This is a genomic window from Curtobacterium sp. PhB137 (assembly GCF_003814955.1).
Lineage (GTDB): Bacteria > Actinomycetota > Actinomycetes > Actinomycetales > Microbacteriaceae > Curtobacterium.
On sequence record NZ_RKQO01000005.1, the window covers coordinates 249,256 to 271,849 of the forward strand.

Consider the following 22,594-nt stretch of genomic DNA (forward strand, 5'->3'; position numbering starts at 1 on the left):
ATCGGTCGTCGTCGCCCCGGAGACGCCGCCGTCCTGCTGCGATGGAGGCATGACCCCGTTCGCTGCTCGGTGCGTCCTGGTCGGGACCGCCGTCGTGCTCGTCCTCGCCGGGGTGTTCGCGCCCCTCGATGGCGCCTCCCGTGCGGTGGTGTTCGCAGCCGCCGGGTGCTGCGCGGTGCTCGACGTCCTGCTGCACCGGTCCGGCGCAGGCGGGCCCCGCGAACCGGAGTCGCTGTCCGGCGACTACTCCGCAGCGGCGTTCGAGTCCCACTGTCCGAGCGCACCAGGACGGCTCCTGCTCGGCCACGGCTCGGACGGTGTGCCGTGGGAGACCGACACGACCGGTCACGTCGTGGTCGTCGGCACCGGGGCACTCGCCGCCGCGGTGTTCCGGGCGATCGCCGAACAGCTCCGCGCCACCGCCGATCCGTGGGACGACCTCCGCGCAGCCGGCAGACCCGGAAGACCCGCTGGCGACGGTCCGGCGCTGCCCGACGGCGCGACACTGCCCGACGGCGCGACGCTGCCCGACGGCACGGCGGTGCTCGCTCGCCTCGACCGCTCCGGACGTCCGAGCGGCACGGTCGTGCTCGTCCCGGGACTCGGCGCGATGCCACGGCTGTGGGACGCCGCGGTCGAGGTCACCCGCTACGGCTGCACCGTCCGTCGCCCACCCGACCGACGCGGTGTGACGCTCAAACCGGTGCTCCCGGTGCTCCCGGTGCTTCCGGTACTGCCGGAGCTCGTCGGATGACGGCCTCAGCGCAGGCCGGCGCCGACCCGGACCGCGCCGACCGGCACACCACCGCCGAGCACCTGTTCACCCGTCGCCGCCAGGACATCGGCCACGCCGTCGGCGCCCACCAGCCCGTTCCGCTGCAGCAGGGCGAGCGCTGCGAGGGTGCCCGCGCGCTGTGACCCGTCCAGCACCTTCACCGCGACCGCGGCCCCACCGGGCAGCCCCATCACCATGACGCCCTCGGCCCCGAGCTTCGCCAGGACCTGCAGCCGCTCGATCGTGACGGTGTTGGCCCGCCCGACCCCGTCGATCGCCCACGGGTGCGCCAGGACGGCGTCGGTCAGCGCCGCGGAGTCGTCGTCGGCCCGGGCGACGACGCCGGCGAACCCGCGTGCCAGTCCGGTGAGCGTGAGCGGGAAGACGGGAGCGCCGCAGCCGTCGGTGCCGACCAGGTCGACCGTCTCGTGCGTGTACTCCTCGACCACCGAGCGGACTCGCTGCTGCATCGGGTGCTCGATGTCCAGGTACGTCGCCTCGTCCCACCCGTTGACGCGGCAGGCGGCGAGCATGCCGGCGTGCTTGCCCGAGCAGTTCATCGCCAGGCGCCGGGGGCCGTCCATCGTCCGGCCGGTCGCTCGGTCGAAGGGCATGTCCGGCGGGCATCCGAGGTCGGCCTCGACGTGGTCGAACGACTCGAGCATGTGCAGCGCGAGGGCCTGGTGCGCGACGGTACCGGCGTGGCTCGCGGTCGTGAGGACGAGTTCCTCGTCGGAGAACCGGGCACCGGCGCCGCGGACGGCGAGGGCCTGGAACGGCTTCATCGTCGAGCGCGGGTAGATGCTGGCTGCGACGTCGCCGACCGAGTCGACCACGGCACCCGCGGAGTCGACCACGACCCCGGCGCCGATGTGCCGGCTCTCGTCGAACCCCGACCGGTCGAGGACCGCGAGTTCGACCGACCCGTCGGCGGTGAGAGGATGGCGATCAGTGCGGACTTCGTGGCTCACCGTCATGCCGCCATGCTAGCCAGGGCGGACGACCGCCAGTGACGCCGACGAAGGGGCAGCACCCGTGCAGGACCACACTTACGAGGTCTCCGTCAGCTGGACGGGAGACCGCGGCACCGGCACGTCCGGCTACCGCGACTACGGGCGCGACCACGTCGTCTCGGCGGTCGGCAAGCCCGACGTGGCCGGCTCGGCCGACCCCACGTTCCGCGGTGACCGCGACCGCTGGAACCCGGAGGAACTCGTCGTCGCCGCGTTGGCCCAGTGCCACATGCTCAGCTACCTGCACGTCGCGGTGACCCAGGGCTTCACCGTCGTCGACTACCGCGACACGGCCACTGCGTCGCTGAACCTGAACCGCGACGGCTCGGGCGAGCTCACCGGTGCGACGCTGCACCCGGTCGTGACGATCCTCGAGGCAGACCGGGTGGCCGATGCCGAAGCCGCGCACGCCACGGCGAACCAGCTCTGCTTCATCGCCCGGTCGGTGTCGTTCCCGGTGCACCACGAGGCCCAGACCGTCGTCCGTGCTGCGACATTGGCAGGGGACTCTTCAGCAGGTGGGGCAGACTAGGTTCCCGTGAAGCGTCTGCGCCTGCTCCCGATCGCCCTCGTCCCCGCCGTCGTGCTGGGACTCGCCGCATGCTCCGGCTCCGGTTCGGACGGGTCCACGGCCTCGCCGACCCCGACCGCCAGTGCGACCGCCTCGGCGATCACGTCCTGCCCGGACCCCGGCAAGGCCTCTGACTCGATCCGAGCGACCGGCTCGTTCGGCGGCGCGAAGGCCCCGACGGTCAAGTTCGCGGCCGGTCTGTCGGCGAAGACGCCGCAGGCCACGAAGCTCATCTCGGGCAAGGGCGCGTCGTTGGACGAGGGCGACTACGCCCAGGTGTCGTACACGGTCTACGAGGCCAAGGACGCCAAGAAGCTCGGCACCGTCGGTTTCGACGAGGGCAACCCGCAGGTCCTGTCCGTCGGTGGATCGGGCTTCGGAGCCCTGCTCGCCTGCTCGAAGGTGGGCGACCGTGTGGCAGCGGTGGGGCAGTCCTCGGCGCTCGGCTTCAACACCGGTGGCGAGATCGTCGTGGTCGCGGACGTCGTCGCGCAGACCCCCACCAAGGCGAGCGGCACCCCGCAGGACCAGGACCCCGGCCTGCCGACGGTCAAGGACAAGGCATCCGGCGAGCCGGAGATCACGATCCCCGACGGCGTGAAGGCCCCGACCAAGACGACCGTCGAGGTCCTCAAGCAGGGCGACGGCGCGTCCATCGCCGACGGTGACACCGCCCTCGTGCAGTACAAGGGCGTCGTCTACAGCACCGGCAAGGAGTTCGACTCCTCGTGGTCGAAGGGCGCCCCGACGACCTTCACGGTCTCCGAGAACGCACTCATCAAGGGTTTCGTCACGGGGCTCGTCGGCCAGAAGGTCGGCTCGCAGGTGCTGATCGTCGCCACGCCGGAGGACGCCTACGGCGCGACTCCTCGCGAAGGCTCGGGCATCCCGAAGAACGCCACGCTCGTCTTCGTCGTCGACATCCTCGCGAAGGGCTGAGCGCCGAAGTCGACACGACGTGAAGAGGCCGACCACTGACAACAGTGGTCGGCCTCTTCCGTCCTACGACAGCAGTCAGCGGCTCACCTTGGTGACCGTGACAGCTTTCGTCCACGTCACCGAGGCACCTGCTCGATACTCGTAGGCCATCCCGTTCGATGCCCAGAAACTCGTCCGTCGATCTCCGGACTTCACGCCGGTGACCCCTCTCCACGTGCCGGTCTTCGTTCCGGTACCGGTCAAGCCGTACGGCCCGCCCGACGAACGGAGCATGCATGCGCTGGTGCTGGTGCATCCGGGTCCCACCGGCGTGAGCGCACGTGATCGAACGCTCATTGCCGCGAGGATGTCTCCGGTGTCTGGATCGGCCAGGGCCTCGACGGGAGCTGCGCCCTGCATCACGGCATCGATCTCCGCATGCGACTGGGTCCCCCGCAGATCGGTCAGTACCGCGAGTGTGGTCGGCGCGGGAGTTGTTGCGTTCGCTGCCGTCGGCAGCGCTCCGATCCCCAACACCACGATCACGGCAGCGGCAACTGTGTTCTTCATCGACATCGTTCATCCCCTCCTGAGGTTGCGTCGTCACCATAGTGGCCGTGAAGTGCGGTGTGCAACATACTGCACGCGTCGAGCCCGCAGATAGGGTTGGCGCCGTGGACACCCTTGAAAGACGACGCATCGTCGTCCTCGGCAGCACCGGCTCGATCGGCACGCAAGCGCTCGACGTCGTCGCCCGCAACCCCGACCGGTTCGAGGTCGTCGGTCTGACCGCCGGCAGCAACCGCACGCTGGTCGCCGAGCAGGCCGCACGGTTCGGCGTGCGTGACACGGCGTTCGGGGCGCAGGACTCCGAACGGCTCGTCCGCAGCGTCGAGGCCGACGTCGTCCTGAACGGCATCACGGGGTCGGTCGGCCTCGGGCCGACGCTGGCGGTGCTCGAGACCGGTGCGACCCTGGCGCTCGCCAACAAGGAGAGCCTCATCGTGGGCGGTTCCCTGGTGCAGCAGGCTGCAGCGCCGGGCCAGATCGTCCCCGTGGACAGTGAGCACTCGGCGATCGCGCAGACGCTCCGCTCCGGTGCCGACACCGAGGTGCAGCGGCTCGTCCTCACGGCGAGCGGCGGTCCGTTCCGCGGCCGCACCCGCGAGCAGCTCCGCGACGTCACCCCGGCGCAGGCGCTGGCGCACCCCACGTGGGACATGGGACTCGTCGTCACGACGAACTCCGCCACGCTCGTCAACAAGGGGCTCGAGGTCATCGAGGCCCACCTGCTCTTCGGCGTGCCGTACGACCGCATCGAGGTCACGGTGCACGCGCAGTCGATCGTGCACTCGATGGTCGAGTTCGTCGACGGCTCCACCATCGCGCAGGCCTCGCCGCCGGACATGCGTCTGCCGATCGCGCTCGGCCTGGCGTGGCCGGACCGCGTGCCCGGGGTCGGTGTGCCGCTCGACTGGACGACGGCGAGCACCTGGACCTTCGAGCCGCTCGACGCCGACGCGTTCGGCGCCGTCGCCCTCGCGAAGCATGTCGGTGAACTCGGCGGGACCTTCCCGGCCGTGTTCAACGCGGCGAACGAGCAGGCCGTGGCCGCGTTCCACGCGGGCGCCATCGGCTTCCTCGACATCGTCGACACGGTCGAGCGCGTCGTCGAGGAGCACACCGCGGGGGAGCCGTCACTCGACGGCGTGCTCGCTGCGGAGCACTGGGCCCGCGCCGCCGCGGACCGCGCGCTGACCCGCTGACGCGATCCGCGCCTCCCGTCGGTCGCATGGTCACCACGTGACGGACTGGGCCCACACCGCCGGTTCCGGCGCGACGCGCCAGCGGCGGGACGGCCGTGCCGGTGGGGAGAGGCTCAGATCACCTCTCAGACGGCGCTCGGCTCCGTCATGGCAAGCGTCCCGTACCCTTTCCCGGTGACCGTCGAAACCGTCCTGCTCTTCGTCCTCGGCGTGGTCGTCTTCATCATCGGCCTGCTGGTCTCGATCGGACTCCACGAGCTGGGGCACCTGTCCTTCGCGAAGCTGTTCAACGTCAAGGTGACGCAGTACTCGCTGGGCTTCGGCAAGGCCATGTGGTCGTTCAAGCGGGGTGAGACCGAGTACGGTATCCGCCCGATCCTGCTCGGCGGATACATCTCGATGGTCGGCATGCTCAAGCCGCGTGCCTCCGGCCGCCCGAGTGCGATCACGAACACCGGCATGTACGGCGCGTTCGTGCAGGACGCCCGCCAGGCCAGCGCGGAGCAGATCGCGGACTCCGGCGGCGACGACTCCCGCGCGTTCTACCGGCTGACCCCGTGGAAGCGCATCATCGTGATGGTCGCTGGACCCGCGATGAACCTGGTGATCGGGATCGTGCTGTTCGGCGTGCTGCTGTGCGGCTTCGGGTCGCCGACCACGACGTTCACCTCGAGCGTCGACTGTGTCCTGCCGACCAGCCAGACGACCGAGTGCACCTCGGGCGATGCGGAGTCGCCGGCGAAGCAGGCAGGCATCGCGTCGGGCGACGTCGTGCTCTCGGTGAACGGTGAGCAGGACCCGACCATCGCGCGCGTCTCCGAGGTGTTCCAGAAGTCGGCCGGCGAGCAGGTGACGGTCGTCGTCGAGCGTGACGGTGCCCGGAAGACGCTCGAGATCACCCCGACGACCGCCACCCGCGACGTCTACGACGCCGAGGGCAAGGTCGTCACGAACGACGACGGCACGACGAAGACCCAGCGGGTCGGTGTCGTCGGCGTCAGCATCGGGCAGTCGCTCGTGCGGCAGTCGCCGGCCGAGGTCCTGCCCGCGACGGGTGCGCAGATCGCCGCGTCGGCGCACCTCATCATCGACCTGCCGCAGCGCCTGGTCGCCGTCTGGAACGCGGCGTTCGGCGCGCAGGAGCGGTCGCAGGACAGCCCCGTGTCGGTCGTCGGCGTCGGCCGCGCGATCGGCGAGGTCTCGTCGATGAGCGGCGTGCCGGTGGTCGACAAGGCGTACACGATCCTCGGGCTGCTGGCCTCGCTGAACATCGGCCTGTTCGTGCTGAACATGGTGCCGCTGCTGCCGCTCGACGGCGGGCACATCGCCGGCGCCCTGTGGGAGGCGATCAAGCGACGGTCCTTCAAGCTCGTCGGCAAGGCGGACCCGGGCCCCATCGACCTGGCGAAGACGATGCCGCTCACGATGGTCGTCGTGGTGCTGCTGGCGGGGATGAGCGCGCTGCTGATCTACGCCGACATCGTGCGGCCCGTGAACCTGTTCGGGTAGTCGCTGCGGCGCTACGCTCAGCGGATGAGCACAGCGCCCACGAACTCCGGGCTCACCACTGCCGCGCCCGAGGTCCGCACCGTTGAACGGCAGGGCCTCGACGTCATCGCCGAGTCCGACCGCAAGGGCACCCCGCGGGGACTCTTCTGGCCGTGGTTCGCGGCGAACATCTCCGTCCTCGGCATCGCCTACGGGTCGTTCGTGGTCGGGTTCGGCATCTCGTTCTGGCAGGCCACCGTCGTCTCGGTCATCGGGGTGGTGTTCTCGTTCCTGCTGTGCGGCATCGTCGCGATCGCCGGCAAACGCGGGTCGGCGCCGACGATGGTGCTGAGCCGTGCGGCCTTCGGGGTCCGCGGCAACCGGGTGCCCTCGTTCCTCAGCTGGATCCTCACCGTCGGGTGGGAGACCGCCCTCGCCGCACTGGCGGTCCTCGCGACCTCGACGGTGTTCACCGAGCTCGGCTGGGACGGCGGGGTGCTGACGAAGGTCGTCGCCCTCGTCGTGGTCGCCGCGCTCGTGGTCGGGGCCGGCGTCGCGGGCTTCGACGTGATCATGCGCCTGCAGACCTGGATCACGGTCATCACCGCTGTGCTCACGGTCGTCTACGTCGTGCTCGCGGTGCCGTCCATAGACTTCGCCGCGATCGCCGCGATGCCGACGGGCAGTGCCCAGCAGTTCATCGGTGCGCTCGTGCTCGTGATGACCGGCTTCGGGCTGGGCTGGGTGAACGCCGCTGCCGACTACTCGCGGTACCTGCCGCGCTCGGCGTCGACCGGGGGAGTCGTCGGGTGGACGACCTTCGGCGGTGCCCTCGCACCGGCGATCCTCGTGGTCTTCGGTGTCCTGCTCGCCGGTTCCTCGCCGGACCTGAGCGCGGCGATCGGTGCCGACCCGATCGGCGCGCTCACCACGATCCTGCCGGTGTGGTTCCTCATCCCGTTCGCCCTCGTCGCGATCCTCGGGCTCGTCGGCGGCGCGGTGCTCGACATCTACTCGTCGGGCCTCGCGCTGCTGAGCGTCGGCGTGAAGATCCCGCGGCCGGTCGCTGCCGGAGTCGACGGTGTGTTCATGGTGGCGGGGGCGATCTACATCGCCTTCTTCGCCGAGTCGTTCGTCATCCCGTTCCAGGCGTTCCTCATCACCCTCGGCGTCCCGATCGCCGCCTGGGCCGGCATCTTCGTCGCCGACGTCCTGCTGCGGCGCACGGCCTACGCCGAAGGCGAGCTCGACGACCGTCGCGGCCGCTACGGCGACGTCCGGTGGGGCGCGATCGCCCTGGTCGCGGTCGGCACGGCGCTCGGGTGGGGCCTCGTCACGCTGGCGTCACCGGCGTGGCTGTCGTGGCAGGGCTACCTGCTCGGGCCGTTCGGCCTCGGCGGACGCGACGGCGCTTGGGCCTACGCGAACCTCGGTGTGCTGGTCGCGCTCGTCGTCGGGTTCCTCGGCACCCTGCTGTTCGCCCGGGGCTCCGTCCGGCGCCAGGAAGCACAGCGGTGAGCACGTCGGGGAGCACGGGCGTCCCCGACGACGCCTGGCTCGTCGTCATCGACATGCAGCAGGTCTTCACGGGGGAGTCCCCGTGGGCGGCGCCGCGGTACGACCACGCCGGAGTCGGCATCGAGCGTCTGCTGCCCCGGTTCACCGGACGCACGGTGTTCACCCGGTTCGTCGCGCCCCAGCGCCCGCAGGGCGCCTGGGTGCCGTACTACCGCGAGTGGCCCTTCGCCCTCGTGCCGGACGCCGCCCCGCTGTACGCGCTGACCGAGCCCTTCGCGAGTGCGGCAGGGGACCGCAACGACCCCGTCGTGACCGAGCCGACGTTCGGCAAGTGGGGGACGGGCCTCCAGGCAGTCGTCGGCGACCACCCGCACCTGGTGCTCACGGGGGTGTCGACCGACTGCTGCGTGCTGTCGACCGCCCTGGCGGCGGCGGACGCCGGAGCGACCGTGACGGTCGTCGCGGACGCCTGCGCCGGGGCGAGCGACGCGGACCACGAGCGGGCGCTCGACGCGATGCGGCTGTACGCGCCGCTCATCACCGTGGTGGACAGCGCCACCCGGCTCTGAGCGTCCGGTGTGACCGGGCCGGGACGGTCGGAGCGAGCGCGTAGAGTGCTCACGTGCCCGCTGTGAACCTCGGTATGCCCAAGTCGCCCGAAACCCTCGCCCCCCGACGCAAGTCGCGCCAGATCCGGGTCGGCAAGGTGCTCGTGGGCGGCGACGCTCCGGTGTCCGTCCAGTCGATGACCACGACCCCGACGACGAACATCAACGCGACGCTGCAGCAGATCGCCGAGCTCACGGCCTCGGGCTGCGACATCGTCCGGGTCGCCGTGCCGACGCAGGAAGACGCCGACGCGCTGCCGATCATCGCGAAGAAGTCGCAGATCCCGGTCATCGCCGACATCCACTTCCAGCCGAAGTACGTGTTCCAGGCGATCGACGCCGGCTGCGCCGCGGTCCGCGTGAACCCGGGCAACATCCGCAAGTTCGACGACCAGGTCGGTGCGATCGCCGCCGCGGCGAAGGCCGCAGGCGTGTCGCTCCGCATCGGCGTCAACGCCGGGTCACTCGAACCGAGCCTGCTGCAGAAGTACGGCAAGGCCACACCCGAGGCGCTCGTCGAGTCCGCCGTGTGGGAAGCCAGCCTGTTCGAGGAGCACGACTTCCACGACTTCAAGATCTCGGTCAAGCACAACGACCCGATCGTCATGGTCAAGGCCTACCGACAGCTCGCCGCCGCCGGTGACTGGCCGCTGCACCTCGGTGTGACCGAGGCCGGCCCCGAGTTCCAGGGCACCATCAAGAGCGCCACCGCGTTCGGCATCCTGCTGGCCGAGGGCATCGGTGACACCATCCGCGTGTCCCTGTCCGCGCCGCCCGCGCAAGAGGTCAAGGTCGGCCTGCAGATCCTGCAGTCGCTCAACCTGCGCGAACGCAAGCTCGAGATCGTCTCGTGTCCGAGCTGCGGCCGGGCCCAGGTCGACGTCTACCAGCTGGCGAACGACGTCACCAAGGGCCTGGAGGGCATGTCCGTCCCCCTGCGCGTCGCCGTCATGGGCTGCGTCGTGAACGGCCCCGGCGAGGCGCGCGAGGCCGACCTCGGCGTGGCGTCGGGCAACGGCAAGGGCCAGATCTTCGTCAAGGGCAAGGTCGTCAAGACGGTGCCGGAGCACGAGATCGTGCAGACCCTCATCGCCGAGGCGAACCGCATCGCCGACGAGATGGGGCCGGAGGCCGCGCTCGGCACCCCCGAGGTCATCACCACCCCGTAGCGCGCGCTCCGGCACGGTGCGGATTCCGCCACTGTGTGCCGGGTTGACGGCTCGGTGCGGGGTCAGCGGGCGGCACGGTGCGGCTGAGGCCGCACCGGTCGGCGAACCTCGCACGGTGCGCGTCCGCGCTCGACGAGCGTCGCGAGCGTGCCGGACGGGAGGCCCGTGGCGGCCTGGCACCGGGCGTCCCGTTCGCACCGTGCGGACTTCGCGAACCCGTGACGGGAAAGCAGTCTGGTGCGCGCTTGTGACACCGCACGGTGCGCGCCCGCCCGGACCTCGCACCGTGCGGCGAACCTCGCACGGTGCGCCCCCTCCCGTGCCGCGCCGTCGGCGCACGCCGCTAGGCTGGCCCCGTGGTCACACGGCTTTCGCATCTGTTCCTCCGTACGCTCCGCGACGACCCCTCCGACGCCGAGGTGACGAGCCACAAGCTGCTCGTCCGCGCCGGGTACGTCCGTCGCCAGTCCCCGGGGATCTTCGCCTGGCTGCCGCTCGGTCTCCGGGTGCGCGCCAAGATCGAGGGGATCATCCGCGACGAGATGGTCGCTGCCGGTGCGCAGGAAGTGCTGCTGCCGGCGCTGCTGCCGCGCGAGCCGTACGAGGCGACGAACCGCTGGACCGAGTACGGCGACGGCATGTTCCGCCTGCAGGACCGCAAGGGTTCCGACTACCTGCTCGCCCCCACGCACGAAGAGATGTTCGCGCTGCTGGTGAAGGACCTGTACTCGTCGTACAAGGACCTCCCCGTCACGCTGTTCCAGATCCAGGACAAGTACCGCGACGAGGCACGCCCGCGCGCGGGTCTGCTGCGCGGTCGCGAGTTCACCATGAAGGACGCGTACTCGTTCGACCTCACCGACGAGGGCCTCGAGCGCAGCTACCAGGTCATGCGCGACGCGTACGAGAAGATCTTCGCCCGCCTCGGCCTCGAGTACGTCATCGTCAAGGCGGACGCCGGCGCGATGGGCGGCTCCAAGTCGGAGGAGTTCCTGCACCCGATCGCCGTGGGCGAGGACACCTTCGTCCGCAGCGCCAACGGCTACGCGGCGAACGTCGAGGCCTACGTCACGCCCGTGCCCGCGTCCCTGCCGATCGAGGGGCAGCCCGACGCGGTGCTCCTGCCGTCGTCGGACACCCCGACGATCGACACGCTCGTCGCCCACGCGAACGAGGTCGCCCCGCGCGACGGCGCGCCGTGGACCGCCGCGGACACGCTGAAGAACGTCGTCCTCGCCCTCACGCACCTGGACGGCACGCGCGAGGTCGTGGTCGTCGGGCTCCCCGGTGACCGCGACGTCGACCTGAAGCGCGCCGAGGTGGCGTTCGCCCCGGCCGAGGTCGAAGCCGCAGGCGACGACGACTTCAAGAAGCACAAGGGCCTGGTCAAGGGCTACATCGGTCCGCAGGTCCTCGGCGCAGAGAGCGCCACGGGCATCCGGTACTTCGTCGACCCGCGCGTGGTCGACGGCACCGCCTGGGTCACCGGCGCCAACGAGCGCGGCGTGCACGTCTCCGGCCTGGTCGCCGGCCGTGACTTCGTGGCCGACGGCGTCGCCGAGGTCTCGGACGTCCGCGCGGGGGACCCGTCGCCCGACGGCTCGGGTCCGCTCGAGACCGCCCGCGGCATGGAGATCGGGCACGTCTTCCAGCTCGGCCGCAAGTACGCCGAGGCCCTGGGCCTCAAGGTGCAGGACGAGAACGGCAAGCTCGCGACCGTCACGATGGGCTCGTACGGCATCGGCGTGACGCGTATCCTGGCGATCCTGGCCGAGGCGCACAACGACGACAAGGGCCTGGCCTGGCCGAAGAACGTCGCACCGTTCGACGTGCACATCGTCGCCACCGGCCGTGACCAGGTCGCCTACGAGCTGGCGACGTCGATCGTCGCCGAGCTCGAGGGCGAGCGGTTCGACGTGCTCTACGACGACCGTCCGAAGGTGTCGCCCGGCGTCAAGCTCCGCGACGCCGAGCTGCTCGGCATGCCGATCGTGGTCGTCGCCGGCCGCGGCGCCGCCGACGGCGTCGTCGAGCTGTGGAACCGTGCCAGCGGCGAACGCCGCGACGTGCCGGTCGCCGAGCTGCTCGACGCGGTCCGCGCGATCTAGCGGGTCGCGTCCTGGACGCGACCACCCGACGCACGGGAGGCCCGTGGCGACGCCGCCACGGGCCTCCCGTGCATCCGTGCTCGGGTCCGCGAGTCGCAGTGCGGTACGCTTGTGGCCGACTTCTGCGACGGTTCCATCCGCAGGAGCGACTCATCTGAATACGGAGGCACCTCGGTGAAGATCGATCTCGCAGTCCTGCGACTCATGGAGCGCGAGCGGGAGATCCCGTTCGACGAACTGGTCCAGATCATCGAATCTGCCATCCTGACCGCCTACCAGAAGCACGCCGAAGAGAACGGCGAGCCGGCCCACGCGCAGTCGCGTGTCGAGCTCGACCGCAAGTCCGGCGAGGTCAGTGTCTACGTCCCCGAGCTCGACGACGAGGGCACCGTCATCGGTGAAGCCGTCGACCAGCCGAGCGACTTCGGTCGCATCGCGGCCTTCGCGGCGAAGCAGGTCATCAACCAGCGCCTGCGCGACATCGGTGACGACAAGATCCTCGGCGAGTTCCGCGGCAAGGAAGGCGACATCGTCGCCGGGGTGGTCCAGCAGGGCCCGAACCCGCGCATGGTGATGGTCGACCTCGGCACGGTCGAGGCGATCCTGCCGCCCGAGGAGCAGGTGCCGGGCGAGTCCTACGCGCACGGTTCGCGCATCCGCGTGTACGTGACGAGCGTCGCCCGCGGCAACAAGGGTCCGCAGATCACGGTGTCGCGCACCCACCCGGGCCTGGTCCGGAAGCTCTTCGCCCTCGAGGTGCCGGAGATCGCCTCGGGCGTCGTGGAGATCACGTCGCTCGCGCGCGAAGCCGGCCACCGCACGAAGATCGCGGTCAAGGCGAACGAGCCCGGCGTCAACGCGAAGGGTGCCTGCATCGGCGAGCTCGGTGCGCGCGTGCGTGCGGTCACCAACGAGCTGGGTGCCGAGAAGGTCGACATCGTGGACTGGTCCCCGGACCTGTCGGCGTTCGTCGCGAGCGCCCTGTCGCCGGCCAAGGTGACCAGCGCCTTCGTGCTCGACGCGTCGACCAAGGCCGTCCGCGCACTCGTGCCGGACTACCAGCTGTCGCTCGCGATCGGCAAGGAAGGGCAGAACGCCCGCCTGGCTGCCAAGCTCACCGGGGCCCGGATCGACATCCAGCCGGACTCCATCCTGGACGGCGACGACTAGGCGATTTCGCCGCCGGCGTGCCCAGAAGGGCGCGCCGGATCGCGGACGTCCGAGGCAAGGAGTAGAGTGGTTCCCGTCAGAACGTGCATCGGCAGTCGTCGTCGCGCTTCCCGATCCTCACTCCTCCGAGTCGTCGCCCTGAGCGATGGCCGCGTCGTGGCGGATCCGAAGGCAGTCATGCCGGGCCGGGGAGCATGGCTCACACCGACCGTCGATGCCTACGATCTGGCCGTCAAGCGCAGGGCTTTCCGCCGTGCGCTCCGGTTGGATCGCGATCCCGACACGTCCGCGGTGCTCGACCACATCGTCGGCCTCTCACGAGCGTCGACCGAGCGCCCGGACATGACAGAACAGGCTGAACGGCTTATGGACAACTGATGAGCGGCTCGAAATGAGACCCGTCATCCATTGAGTCCTGCCCTTTACGGGGTGGGACCCGTGAAGGAGAACAGTGGCTAAACCACGCGTACACGAGATCGCAAGCGAGCTCGGCGTCGACAGCAAGACCGCACTCGAGAAGCTCAAGGAGCTCGGCGAGTTCGTCCGGGGTGCCAGCTCGAGCATCGAGCCCCCCGTTGCCCGGAAGCTCCGTGCCGCCCTGCAGGCGGACGGTGTCCCGGCATCCAAGCCCGCAGCCTCGGCCCCCGCGCCGAGCACGCCGGCCAAGAGCAGCACGCCCGCGTCCGGCGCGCCGAAGCCCGGTGGCCCGCGCCCCGGCCCGGTCCGTCCGGCACCCGCACCGGAGCCCGAGGTCCAGGCAGCACCTGCTGCCGAGGACGTCCCGGCCCCGGCCGCACCGAAGTCCGTCGCCCAGCGACAGGCTGAGGCCGAGGCCGCACAGAAGGCCCGTGCCGAGAAGGCCGCCGCCGAGCAGCAGGCTGCCACGCAGCCGGCCGACTCGACCGGTGACGAGCCGAAGACCGACGCGGTGAAGCCTGGCTCGAGTGCCAAGCCCGCCGCTGCCGGCCCGAAGCCCGGTGGCCCGAAGCCCGGCGCACGTCCGGGCAACAACCCCTACGCGTCGAACCAGGGCATGGGCTCGCGCCCGCCGCGCCCCGGCAACAACCCCTTCGCTTCGAACCAGGGCATGGGCCAGCGCCCCGCCGCTGGTGCCGGTGGAGCGGGCATCCCGCGTCCGCAGCCCCCGCGTCCCGGCGTCCCGCGTCCGGGTGCACCGCGTCCGGGTGGACCCGGTCAGGCGAACCGTCCCAACGGCTTCGGGCAGCGCCCGGGCCAGGGTGGCGGTCGTGGCGGCCCCGGTGGCGCCCGTCCGGGTGCCGGCGGCGGTGCCGGTGGCGGCTTCCCGCGTCCGGCCTTCAGCGGCCCGCGTCCCGCCGGTGGCGGTGGCCGTGGTCGTGGCCCCGGTGGTGGTACCGCCGGTGCGTTCGGTCGCGGTGGCGGCAAGAGCCGTGCCCGCAAGTCGAAGCGGACGAAGCGCGCCGAGTACGAGATGCGTCAGGCCCCGTCGCTCGGCGGTGTGCAGGTCCCTCGTGGCGACGGCAACACGGTCGTCCGACTCCGTCGTGGTGCGAGCATCTCGGACTTCGCGGACAAGATCGACGCCATGCCCGGCAACCTGGTCACGGTGCTGTTCCACCTCGGTGAGATGGCGACCGCGACCGAGTCGCTGGACGAGGCGACTTTCGAGGTCCTCGGTGACGAGCTGGGCTACAAGATCCAGATCGTCTCGCCCGAGGACGAGGACAAGGAGCTCCTCGAGGGCTTCGACATCGACATCGATGCCGAGTACGCCGACGAGGACGACTCCGTCCTGCAGGTCCGTCCCCCCGTCGTGACCGTCATGGGTCACGTCGACCACGGTAAGACGCGACTGCTCGACGCGATCCGGAACTCGAAGGTCGTCGAGGGTGAAGCCGGTGGCATCACCCAGCACATCGGTGCGTACCAGATCGTCACCGAGCACGAGGGCATCGAGCGTCCGATCACGTTCATCGACACCCCGGGTCACGAGGCCTTCACGGCCATGCGTGCTCGTGGTGCGCAGGTCACCGACATCGCGATCCTCGTGGTCGCGGCGGACGACGGCATCATGCCCCAGACGATCGAGGCCCTGAACCACGCGCAGTCGGCCAACGTGCCGATCGTGGTCGCGGTGAACAAGATCGACAAGGAAGGCGCGAACCCGGCCAAGGTCCGCCAGCAGCTCACCGAGTACAACCTGGTGGCGGAGGAGTACGGCGGAGACGTCATGTTCGTCGACGTCTCGGCTCGGCAGAACATCGGCATCCAGGACCTCCTGGACGCCGTGCTGCTCACCGCTGACGCCGGGCTCGACCTGCGTGCGAACCCCGACAAGGACGCCCGCGGCGTCGCGATCGAAGCACGGCTCGACAAGGGCCGTGGTGCGGTGGCGACCGTCCTCATCCAGTCCGGAACGCTGCACGTCGGCGACGCCATCGTGGCGGGCACGGCCTACGGCCGCGTCCGTGCGATGACCGACGAGAACGGTGTCGCGGTCAAGGCCGCCACGCCGAGCCGCCCGGTCCAGGTGCAGGGTCTGTCCTCGGTGCCCCGCGCCGGTGACACGTTCCTCGTCACCGAAGAGGACCGCACGGCACGTCAGATCGCCGAGAAGCGTGAAGCCGCCGAGCGCAACGCCCAGCTGGCCAAGGCCCGCAAGCGCATCTCGCTCGAGGACTTCACCCGTGCACTCGAAGAGGGCAAGGTCGACTCGCTCAACCTCATCATCAAGGGCGACGTCTCCGGTGCCGTCGAGGCACTTGAGCAGTCGCTCCTGGACATCGAGGTCGACGACAGCGTCCAGCTCCGCATCCTCCACCGCGGTGTCGGTGCGATCACGGAGTCGGACATCGACCTCGCCACGATCGACAACGCCATCGTGGTCGGCTTCAACGTCCGTCCGGACGTCAAGGCCCGTGAGCGTGCGGCGCGCGAAGGCATCGACGTGCGCTTCTACTCGGTCATCTACAACGCACTCGACGACATCGAGCAGTCCCTCAAGGGCATGCTCAAGCCCGAGTACGAAGAGGTCCAGTCCGGTGTCGCCGAGATCCGCGAGGTCTTCAGCTCCTCGAAGTTCGGCAACATCGCGGGTGTCATCGTCCGCTCCGGCACGATCACGCGCAACGCCAAGGCGCGCGTCATCCGTGACGGTGTGGTCCTGGCCGACGGACTGGCGATCGAGTCGCTCCGTCGCTTCAAGGACGACGTCACCGAGGTCCGTACGGACTTCGAGGCCGGTATCGGTCTCGGCAAGTTCAACGATCTCCAGATCGGTGACGAGATCGAGACCACCGAGCTCGTCGAGAAGCCGCGCGACTGATCGTGTGACTACCCTGGGCCCCGGCCTCCCTTCGCGGGAGGTCGGGGCCCGACCCCTTTCCACGCAGAACCACCGGCGGGAACGTCCCGCCACTGCCTCAGGAGGCACCCATGGCCGATCCGCAGCGCGCACGCAAGATGGCGGACCGCATCAAGGAAGTCGTCGCACGCCGTCTCGACAAGGGTCTGCGCGACCCGCGTCTCGGGTTCGTGACGATCACCGACGTCCGCGTGACCGGAGACCTGCAGCACGCATCGGTCTTCTACACCGTGTACGGCACCGACGAGGAGCGCGCCGACTCCGCCGCGGCACTCAAGGCCGCGACCGGCATGCTCCGCTCCGAGGTCGGCAAGAACATCACGGCGCGGCTCACCCCGTCGCTCGAGTTCATCGCCGACGCACTGCCGGAGACCTCGGCGCACATGGAGGACCTGCTCGTGCAGGCCCAGGTGCGTGACGAGCAGGTGCGAGCTGCGTCGGTCGGTGCGACGTTCGCCGGCGACGCCGACCCGTACAAGCACGACGAGGACGAGGACGACGAGTCCGACGACGAGCAGGACGTGGCGCGGGCGTAGCCCGACGAGCGTCCGAGCGCCCCGCTGCACCGTGTGCGGCGGGGCGCTCGTGCGTCGTGCCCGGCGGAAACGTCAGGCGTCCGGCAGCCGGTACCCGGTGGCGTCGTCGCCGACCGCCAGTCCGTCGCGCAGCAGCGACGCGAGCGCTCGGTCCCGCTGATCGGCGTCCGGCCAGACCGGTTCGATCTCCGACCGGGTGACCGGCACGTCGCTCGCGCGCAGCTCGGCCATGATCAGCCCGCGCACCTGCCGGTCGCTGCCGGCGAACTTCGCCTGCTTCGGGGCGCGTGGCCCGTCGTGTTCGGGGTACCCGGCCGCACGCCAGGCGCAGCGGTCCGCGATCGGGCACGCGTCGCACGCGGGGGAGCGGGCGACGCACACGAGCGCTCCGAGTTCCATCACCGCCGCGTTCGTCGCAGCGGCGTCGTCGCGGTCGGCCGGCAGCACGGACTCCATCAGGGGCAGGTCGTCCTTGGCCTTCGCCGGCCCGGGCTCGCCCTGGCCGAGGAGCGCGCGCTTCAGGACCCGCCGCACGTTGACGTCGACGACCGGGTGCCGGTCGCCGTACGCGAACACGGCGACGGCCCGCGCCGTGTAGTCGCCGATCCCCGGCAGCGCGAGCAGCGCCTCGACGTCCCGTGGGACGACGTTGCCGTGCTCGGTGGCGATCACCGTGGCCGCCGCGTGCAGCGCGAGCGCGCGTCTCGGGTAGCCGAGCCGGTCCCAGGCACGCACCGCGTCCGCCGGGGGCGACGCCGCGAGGTCCGCAGGCGTCGGCCACCGGGTGAGCCACGCCTCCAGTCGGGGGATCACGCGCGCGACCTGCGTCTGCTGCAGCATGATCTCGCTGACCAGGGTGCCCCACGCGGGGAAGCCGGGACGACGCCACGGCAGGTCGCGCGCCTCCTGTCGGAACCAGGTGGTCAACGGGGTCGCGATGTCGGGGACGCTCGCGTTCTCCACATCCGGCTGGGAGGCACTGCTCGCGTTCACCACGACAGCCTACGGTGGACGCATGGCACGCTGGGCACCCGAAGAGACCGACACGATGGCCGCGATCGCTGCTGAGGTGATCGCGCAGGTCGGCACGAACCGGACCGTGATCGGCATCGACGGGCAGGACGGCACCGATCTCGAACACGTCGCCGCCACGCTGGTGGCCGGCTTCGAGCAGCACGGGGTGTCCGCGATGGCCGCGACGTCGCCGTCCACCGATCCCGACACGCTGCGCGACGAGGTGGTCGCCCCGTTCCGCACCACCGGCGCCGGTGACGGCGTGTTGGTCGTGCACGGGCACGGGCTGCTGGCCCCGGGGGTCCGCGGGCTCTGGCGCTGGTCGCTGTGGGTCGAGCAGGAAGCCGGCCGGCTCGAACGTCGGGCGGACGTCAAGATCGCCGCCTCCGCTGTCCTCGACGTCACCGATCCCGAGCACCCTCGTCGCGAGTGGAACGACGCCTGCTGACCGGCGCTGGTAATCTCTTCTGGTGCTCGAAACCGTGCCGGACGGCATCCTCCTCGTCGACAAACCGCAGGGGATCTCCAGCCACCGCGTCGTGTCGATCGCCCGCCGCCGCCTCGGTCTGAAGAAGGTCGGCCACGCGGGGACCCTCGACCCGATGGCGACCGGGCTGCTGCTCCTGGGGATCGGGCACTCCACCCGGTTGCTCACCCACCTGGTGGGCCTCGGCAAGACCTACACCGCCACCATCCGGCTCGGCGTGTCCACGGACTCCGACGACGCCGACGGCACCCCGTCCGCCGCGACCGGCGTCGCCGCAGCGGACGTCTCGGACGAGTCCGTCGAACGTGCCGTCGCCCTGCAGCGCGGCACGATCGACCAGGTCCCGTCCACCGTCAGCGCGATCAAGGTCGACGGGCGCCGCGCGTACGACCTGGCGCGCAAGGGTGAGACCGTCGAGCTGAAGTCCCGCACGGTCACCGTCTCGCGGTTCGACGTTACCGGCCGGAACGACCGCACCGTCACGGTCGACGGTGCCGAGGTGGCGGTCGTCGACCTCGACGTCGTCGTGACCTGCTCGTCCGGCACGTACGTCCGGGCTCTCGCACGCGACGTCGGCGCTGCCCTCGGCACCGGCGCGCACCTCACCGCGCTCCGCCGCACCCAGGTCGGTCCGTTCGACGTGGCCGACGCGATCGACCTCGAGGACGACGCCGTCGACGTCCGCGCGGCGCTCGCTCGTCCCGCTGACGTGGCACGCCGGTTGTTCTCGTCGGTGTCGCTCGACGCGGCCGCGGCGAAGGACCTGACCGACGGCAAGCGCGTCGCAGCCGACCACCCCGACTCGGACGAGCCGGTGGCCGCGGTGGCCGTCGACGACGATCGCCTCGTCGGACTGGTCTCGGTCCGGCGCGGACTGCTCCGGGTCATCACGAACTTCCCGGCGCCGGCTGCTCCGGCGTCGCAGAACGGGGCGCACGCGTGATCGAGTGGTTCATGTGGGTCCAGCTCGTCGTCGCGGTCCTGGCCGGGCTGTTCGCCGTCGTGGTCGGTTTCATCGGCTGGAAGCCGAACGACTACACCGTGGGGTCCCTCGCGCTCATCGAGGTCCTGCTCCTGGTGCAGGGCGTCATCTCCATCGTGCTGCCCGCGACGGGCAGCCCACCGGACGGCAACGCCCTCGAGTTCGGGGTCTACGCCGTGTCGGTGCTCCTGGTGCCGCCGGCGACCATCGTCTGGGCGCTCGTGGACCGCACGAAGTGGAGCACCGTCGTCCTCGGCGCCGGCGCCTTCACCGTCGCGGTCATGATCTACCGGATGTACCAGATCTGGTTCGCCCTGAACTGACGCCGAGCGTCATGGTGGTCCGCGCACGTCGGTAGAATCGGTGCAATGGCGACCAGATCCTCACTCGCGACCGGCATCGGCCGCGTCCTCATCGCCGTGTACGGCATCCTCGCCCTGGCGGCGACGGGCCGGAGCGTCGTGCAGATCATCGAGAAGTTCTCCTTCGCGCCGTTCGCGTACACGGTGAGCGCCATCGCCGCCGTCGTGTACATCGTGGCGATGATCGCCCTGATCGTGCCCGGACGCTTCTGGTACCGCGTCGCGTGCGTCACGATCGTGTTCGAGATGACCGGTGTGCTCGTCATCGGCACGCTCTCGCTGTTCGACCGGCAGCTCTTCCCCGACGACACGATCTGGTCGTACTACGGCATGGGTTACGCCTTCGCGCCGCTGGTGCTGCCGATCGCCGGACTCTGGTGGCTCCGCAAGCACCACCGCACCGCGACGGTCGAACCGGTGCCCGCATCGACCACCGCCCCCGTGGGCGAGTAGGAGCAGCCGTGCAGTTCTACGACGACATCGCCGACGTGGCCGAGGGCTTCGGTCCGAGCGCCGTCACGATCGGCAAGTTCGACGGCGTGCACGTCGGACACCGCGCGGTGATCGCGCACCTGGAGCGCGCCGCCCACGAACAGGGCCTGGTCGCCACCGTGGTGACGTTCGACCGGCACCCCCTCAACGTCATCGACCCGCAGCACGTCCCGCCGGCCCTCACGAGCACGGCGCAGCGGCGCGAGCTCCTCGACGACGCCGGGGTCGACGCCACCCTGCTGCTCCGCTTCGACGAGGAACTGCAGTCGAAGTCGCCCGAGGCGTTCGTGTCCGAGATCCTCGTCGACACCCTGCACGCCCGGCTCGTCTTCGTCGGCAGCGACTTCCGCTTCGGGGCGAAGGGTGCCGGCGACGTCGCCCTGCTCCGCACCCTGGGGGAGCAGCACGGCTTCACGGTCGAGCTCATCGACGACGTCGACCTGGTGGACGACGTCCGCCCCGACGGCGAGCGACGCGTCTCGTCGACCTGGATCCGCGAACTGCTCGGCGACGGGCGGGTGGCCGAGGCCGCCCGGCTGCTCGGCCGTGAGCACGCGGTCCGCAGCACGGTCGTGCACGGCAACCAGCGCGGGCGCGCCATGGGGTACCCGACGGCGAACCTCGACCCGGCGTTCGAGGGGTTCGCACCGGCCGACGGCGTCTACGCCGCGCGCGTGCTGCACGACGGCACGGTGTACCCGGCGGCCGTCTCGGTCGGCAACAACCCGACGTTCGAGGGCGTGCCCGCCAAGCAGATCGAGGCGCACCTGCTCGACGTCGACCTCGACCTGTACGGCGACCGCATCTCGGTGCTGTTCGTCTCGTACGTCCGCGGCATGGTGAAGTTCGACTCGATGGACGAGCTCGCCACGCAGATGCGGCAGGACGACCTCGACATCCGGTTGCTGCTGGGCCTGCCCACGCCGGTCTGAACGGCGGCGCCACACCGGACGCCAGCAGACAGTGCCCACACGGCACCACACGACGACGCCCCCGCGACCGATCGGTCACGGGGGCGTAATCGTGTGCGGTGACTAGCTGCCGAGGGCGTCGAGCCAGATCTTGCGGGCGTCCAGCGCTTCCTGGGCGTCCTTGATCTTGCGGGCGTCGCCGGAGGCCTGCGCGTCGGCGAGCTCGGACTCGAGCTTGCCGATGGCGTCCTCGAGCTGGCTGGCGAGTCCGGTCTGCCGGGCCTTGCGCTCCGGGTTGGACTCCTTCCAGTGCGCGTCCTCGAGGCCACGCACGTGGTCCTCGATCGCACGCAGGCGGTCCTCGATGCGACGGACATCCGCGCGGGGGACCTTACCGACCTCGTCCCAGCGGCGCTGGATGCCGGTCAGGGTCTTGCGCGCCGCGACCCGGTCGGTCGCCTTGAGCAGGGGCTCGGCCTCGGTCAGGAGTGCCTGCTTGGCCTCGAGATTGCCCGAGAACTCCTCGTCCTCTGCTGCGCTCTCGGCGTGGCGCTGCTCGAACAGCACGTCACCGGCGGCCTTGAACCGCGCCCAGAGGGCGTCGTCGTGGCGCTTGCCGGCGCGCCCGGCGTTCTTCCAGTCGTCGAGCAGCTGGCGGTAGTCCGGGATCGCGTCGGACCCGCGCGAGGCGAGTGCCTCGGCCTGGGTCACGAGTTCCTGCTTGCGGGTGCGGGCGTCGCGGTGCTGCGCGTCGAGCTCGGAGTAGAACGCGCGACGGTGCTGGTCGACGGTGGACCGCGCTGCGCGGAACCGCTTCCAGAGCTCGTTGGCCTCGTTCTTGGGGATGCGCGGGCCGTCGTGCTGGTGCTGCTGCCAGCGGGCGAACACGTCGTCGAGCTGCGCGGTGATCTGCTTCCACTGCGCGCGTGCCGGGTCGACCGCCGCGAGTGCCTCGGCCTCTTCGACCAGGGCCGCACGGTGCGCCAGGGCGTCGTTCAGGGCCTGCTGCGCCTGCTCCGCCTGCTCCTTGGTGAGCGAGCCGAGCTGCTCGGTGAGCGCACCCACGCGGGTCTCGAGCGACTTGATGTCACCGACCACGCGGGCTTCGGCCACCAGGGTCGTCAGGTGCTCGACCGTCCGGGCGACGTCGTTCGCCGACGCACCACGCTGGACGCGCTGCTCGGCGATCTTCACCTGCCCCTCGAGGTCGGCGTACTTCCGCGCGAAGTAGGCGAGGGCTTCTTCGGGGGTGGCGTCCGGGTACTCACCGACAGCACGTTCGGTCTCTTCGTACCGGACGTACACGGTCCCGTTCTCGTCGACCCGCCCCCAGGTCGTTGCTTCGTCAGATCCCACAGGTCTC

22 protein-coding genes are annotated in these 22,594 nt (G+C 70.6%); 18 read left to right on the forward strand and 4 right to left on the reverse strand.

From position 1 onward, the window contains the following. Positions 1-49: 49 nt before the first annotated feature. A complete protein-coding gene (locus tag EDF28_RS07780; RefSeq protein WP_123937778.1) occupies positions 50-754 on the forward strand; it encodes a hypothetical protein in 705 nt (234 codons plus the stop codon). A 5-nt stretch (positions 755-759) separates the two neighbouring features. Here EDF28_RS07780 and EDF28_RS07785 read toward each other — a convergent pair whose 3' ends face one another. Next, the gene (locus tag EDF28_RS07785) at positions 760-1,752 is read right to left on the reverse strand and encodes an asparaginase (protein ID WP_123294292.1); all 993 of its coding nucleotides are present in this window, start codon (positions 1,750-1,752) and stop codon (positions 760-762) included. A gap of 58 nt (positions 1,753-1,810) precedes the next feature. Here EDF28_RS07785 and EDF28_RS07790 point away from each other — a divergent pair, with 58 nt between their 5' ends. Continuing rightward, on the forward strand, positions 1,811-2,320 hold the full coding sequence (locus tag EDF28_RS07790; protein WP_123294293.1) for an OsmC family protein: 510 nt from the start codon (positions 1,811-1,813) through the stop codon (positions 2,318-2,320). A 6-nt stretch (positions 2,321-2,326) separates the two neighbouring features. Further along, positions 2,327-3,298 (forward strand): FKBP-type peptidyl-prolyl cis-trans isomerase, encoded by a 972-nt coding sequence (locus EDF28_RS07795; protein WP_123937779.1) that lies wholly within the window; start codon positions 2,327-2,329, stop codon positions 3,296-3,298. Positions 3,299-3,373: 75 nt separating this feature from the next. Here EDF28_RS07795 and EDF28_RS07800 read toward each other — a convergent pair whose 3' ends face one another. Continuing rightward, positions 3,374-3,853, reverse strand: a complete 480-nt coding sequence (locus EDF28_RS07800) for a hypothetical protein (protein WP_123937780.1) — start codon at positions 3,851-3,853, stop codon at positions 3,374-3,376. 98 nt (positions 3,854-3,951) lie between these two features. On the opposite strand from EDF28_RS07800, the gene dxr reads away from it, so the two are divergent. From dxr to rbfA, 10 genes are all read left to right on the forward strand, one after another. Continuing rightward, positions 3,952-5,043, forward strand: a complete 1,092-nt coding sequence (dxr, locus tag EDF28_RS07805) for a 1-deoxy-D-xylulose-5-phosphate reductoisomerase (RefSeq protein ID WP_123937781.1) — start codon at positions 3,952-3,954, stop codon at positions 5,041-5,043. Between the two features lie 174 nt (positions 5,044-5,217). Then, on the forward strand, positions 5,218-6,552 hold the full coding sequence (locus tag EDF28_RS07810) for an RIP metalloprotease (RefSeq protein WP_185094179.1): 1,335 nt from the start codon (positions 5,218-5,220) through the stop codon (positions 6,550-6,552). 24 nt (positions 6,553-6,576) lie between these two features. After that, complete coding sequence (locus EDF28_RS07815; protein WP_123937783.1) at positions 6,577-8,049, forward strand: cytosine permease; 1,473 nt, start codon at positions 6,577-6,579, stop codon at positions 8,047-8,049. After that, positions 8,046-8,618: a cysteine hydrolase family protein gene (locus EDF28_RS07820; RefSeq protein WP_123937784.1), complete on the forward strand. Its 573-nt coding sequence runs from the start codon at positions 8,046-8,048 to the stop codon at positions 8,616-8,618. The genes EDF28_RS07815 and EDF28_RS07820 overlap by 4 nt, the downstream gene beginning before the upstream one ends. 74 nt (positions 8,619-8,692) lie before the next feature. Further along, on the forward strand, positions 8,693-9,826 hold the full coding sequence (ispG, locus tag EDF28_RS07825; protein ID WP_123938104.1) for a flavodoxin-dependent (E)-4-hydroxy-3-methylbut-2-enyl-diphosphate synthase: 1,134 nt from the start codon (positions 8,693-8,695) through the stop codon (positions 9,824-9,826). Positions 9,827-10,182: 356 nt separating this feature from the next. Continuing rightward, positions 10,183-11,934 carry a proline--tRNA ligase gene (locus EDF28_RS07830; protein ID WP_123937785.1) on the forward strand — a complete coding sequence of 584 codons (1,752 nt, stop codon included), beginning with the start codon at positions 10,183-10,185 and terminating at the stop codon, positions 11,932-11,934. 174 nt (positions 11,935-12,108) lie between these two features. Then, positions 12,109-13,104, forward strand: a complete 996-nt coding sequence (nusA, locus tag EDF28_RS07835; protein ID WP_111083890.1) for a transcription termination factor NusA — start codon at positions 12,109-12,111, stop codon at positions 13,102-13,104. A gap of 66 nt (positions 13,105-13,170) precedes the next feature. Beyond that, positions 13,171-13,482 carry a YlxR family protein gene (locus EDF28_RS07840; protein WP_111083891.1) on the forward strand — a complete coding sequence of 104 codons (312 nt, stop codon included), beginning with the start codon at positions 13,171-13,173 and terminating at the stop codon, positions 13,480-13,482. A 73-nt stretch (positions 13,483-13,555) separates the two neighbouring features. Beyond that, on the forward strand, positions 13,556-16,408 hold the full coding sequence (gene infB / locus EDF28_RS07845; protein ID WP_123339727.1) for a translation initiation factor IF-2: 2,853 nt from the start codon (positions 13,556-13,558) through the stop codon (positions 16,406-16,408). Positions 16,409-16,518: 110 nt separating this feature from the next. After that, complete coding sequence (gene rbfA, locus EDF28_RS07850; RefSeq protein ID WP_123294301.1) at positions 16,519-16,983, forward strand: 30S ribosome-binding factor RbfA; 465 nt, start codon at positions 16,519-16,521, stop codon at positions 16,981-16,983. Between the two features lie 72 nt (positions 16,984-17,055). On the opposite strand, the gene EDF28_RS07855 is transcribed toward rbfA, so the two are convergent. Next, positions 17,056-17,976, reverse strand: a complete 921-nt coding sequence (locus EDF28_RS07855; protein ID WP_395874988.1) for an A/G-specific adenine glycosylase — start codon at positions 17,974-17,976, stop codon at positions 17,056-17,058. A gap of 22 nt (positions 17,977-17,998) precedes the next feature. Here EDF28_RS07855 and EDF28_RS19205 point away from each other — a divergent pair, with 22 nt between their 5' ends. Genes EDF28_RS19205 through EDF28_RS07880 form a run of 5 tightly spaced genes read left to right on the forward strand, consistent with a single transcriptional unit; the run spans position 17,999 to position 21,252 of the window. Beyond that, complete coding sequence (locus EDF28_RS19205) at positions 17,999-18,445, forward strand: hypothetical protein (protein ID WP_185094180.1); 447 nt, start codon at positions 17,999-18,001, stop codon at positions 18,443-18,445. A gap of 22 nt (positions 18,446-18,467) precedes the next feature. Further along, positions 18,468-19,427 (forward strand): tRNA pseudouridine(55) synthase TruB, encoded by a 960-nt coding sequence (gene truB, locus EDF28_RS07865; protein ID WP_123937786.1) that lies wholly within the window; start codon positions 18,468-18,470, stop codon positions 19,425-19,427. Further along, positions 19,424-19,789, forward strand: coding sequence for a hypothetical protein (locus EDF28_RS07870; RefSeq protein ID WP_123937787.1), 366 nt, complete (start codon positions 19,424-19,426; stop codon positions 19,787-19,789). Before truB ends, EDF28_RS07870 begins: the two co-directional genes overlap by 4 nt. A 45-nt stretch (positions 19,790-19,834) precedes the next feature. After that, positions 19,835-20,281, forward strand: a complete 447-nt coding sequence (locus EDF28_RS07875) for a hypothetical protein (RefSeq protein ID WP_123339724.1) — start codon at positions 19,835-19,837, stop codon at positions 20,279-20,281. Positions 20,282-20,289: 8 nt separating this feature from the next. Next, positions 20,290-21,252, forward strand: coding sequence for a bifunctional riboflavin kinase/FAD synthetase (locus EDF28_RS07880; RefSeq protein ID WP_123937788.1), 963 nt, complete (start codon positions 20,290-20,292; stop codon positions 21,250-21,252). A 102-nt stretch (positions 21,253-21,354) separates the two neighbouring features. On the opposite strand, the gene EDF28_RS07885 is transcribed toward EDF28_RS07880, so the two are convergent. Beyond that, positions 21,355-22,587, reverse strand: coding sequence for a DUF349 domain-containing protein (locus EDF28_RS07885; protein ID WP_173168634.1), 1,233 nt, complete (start codon positions 22,585-22,587; stop codon positions 21,355-21,357). Positions 22,588-22,594: the final 7 nt, after the last annotated feature.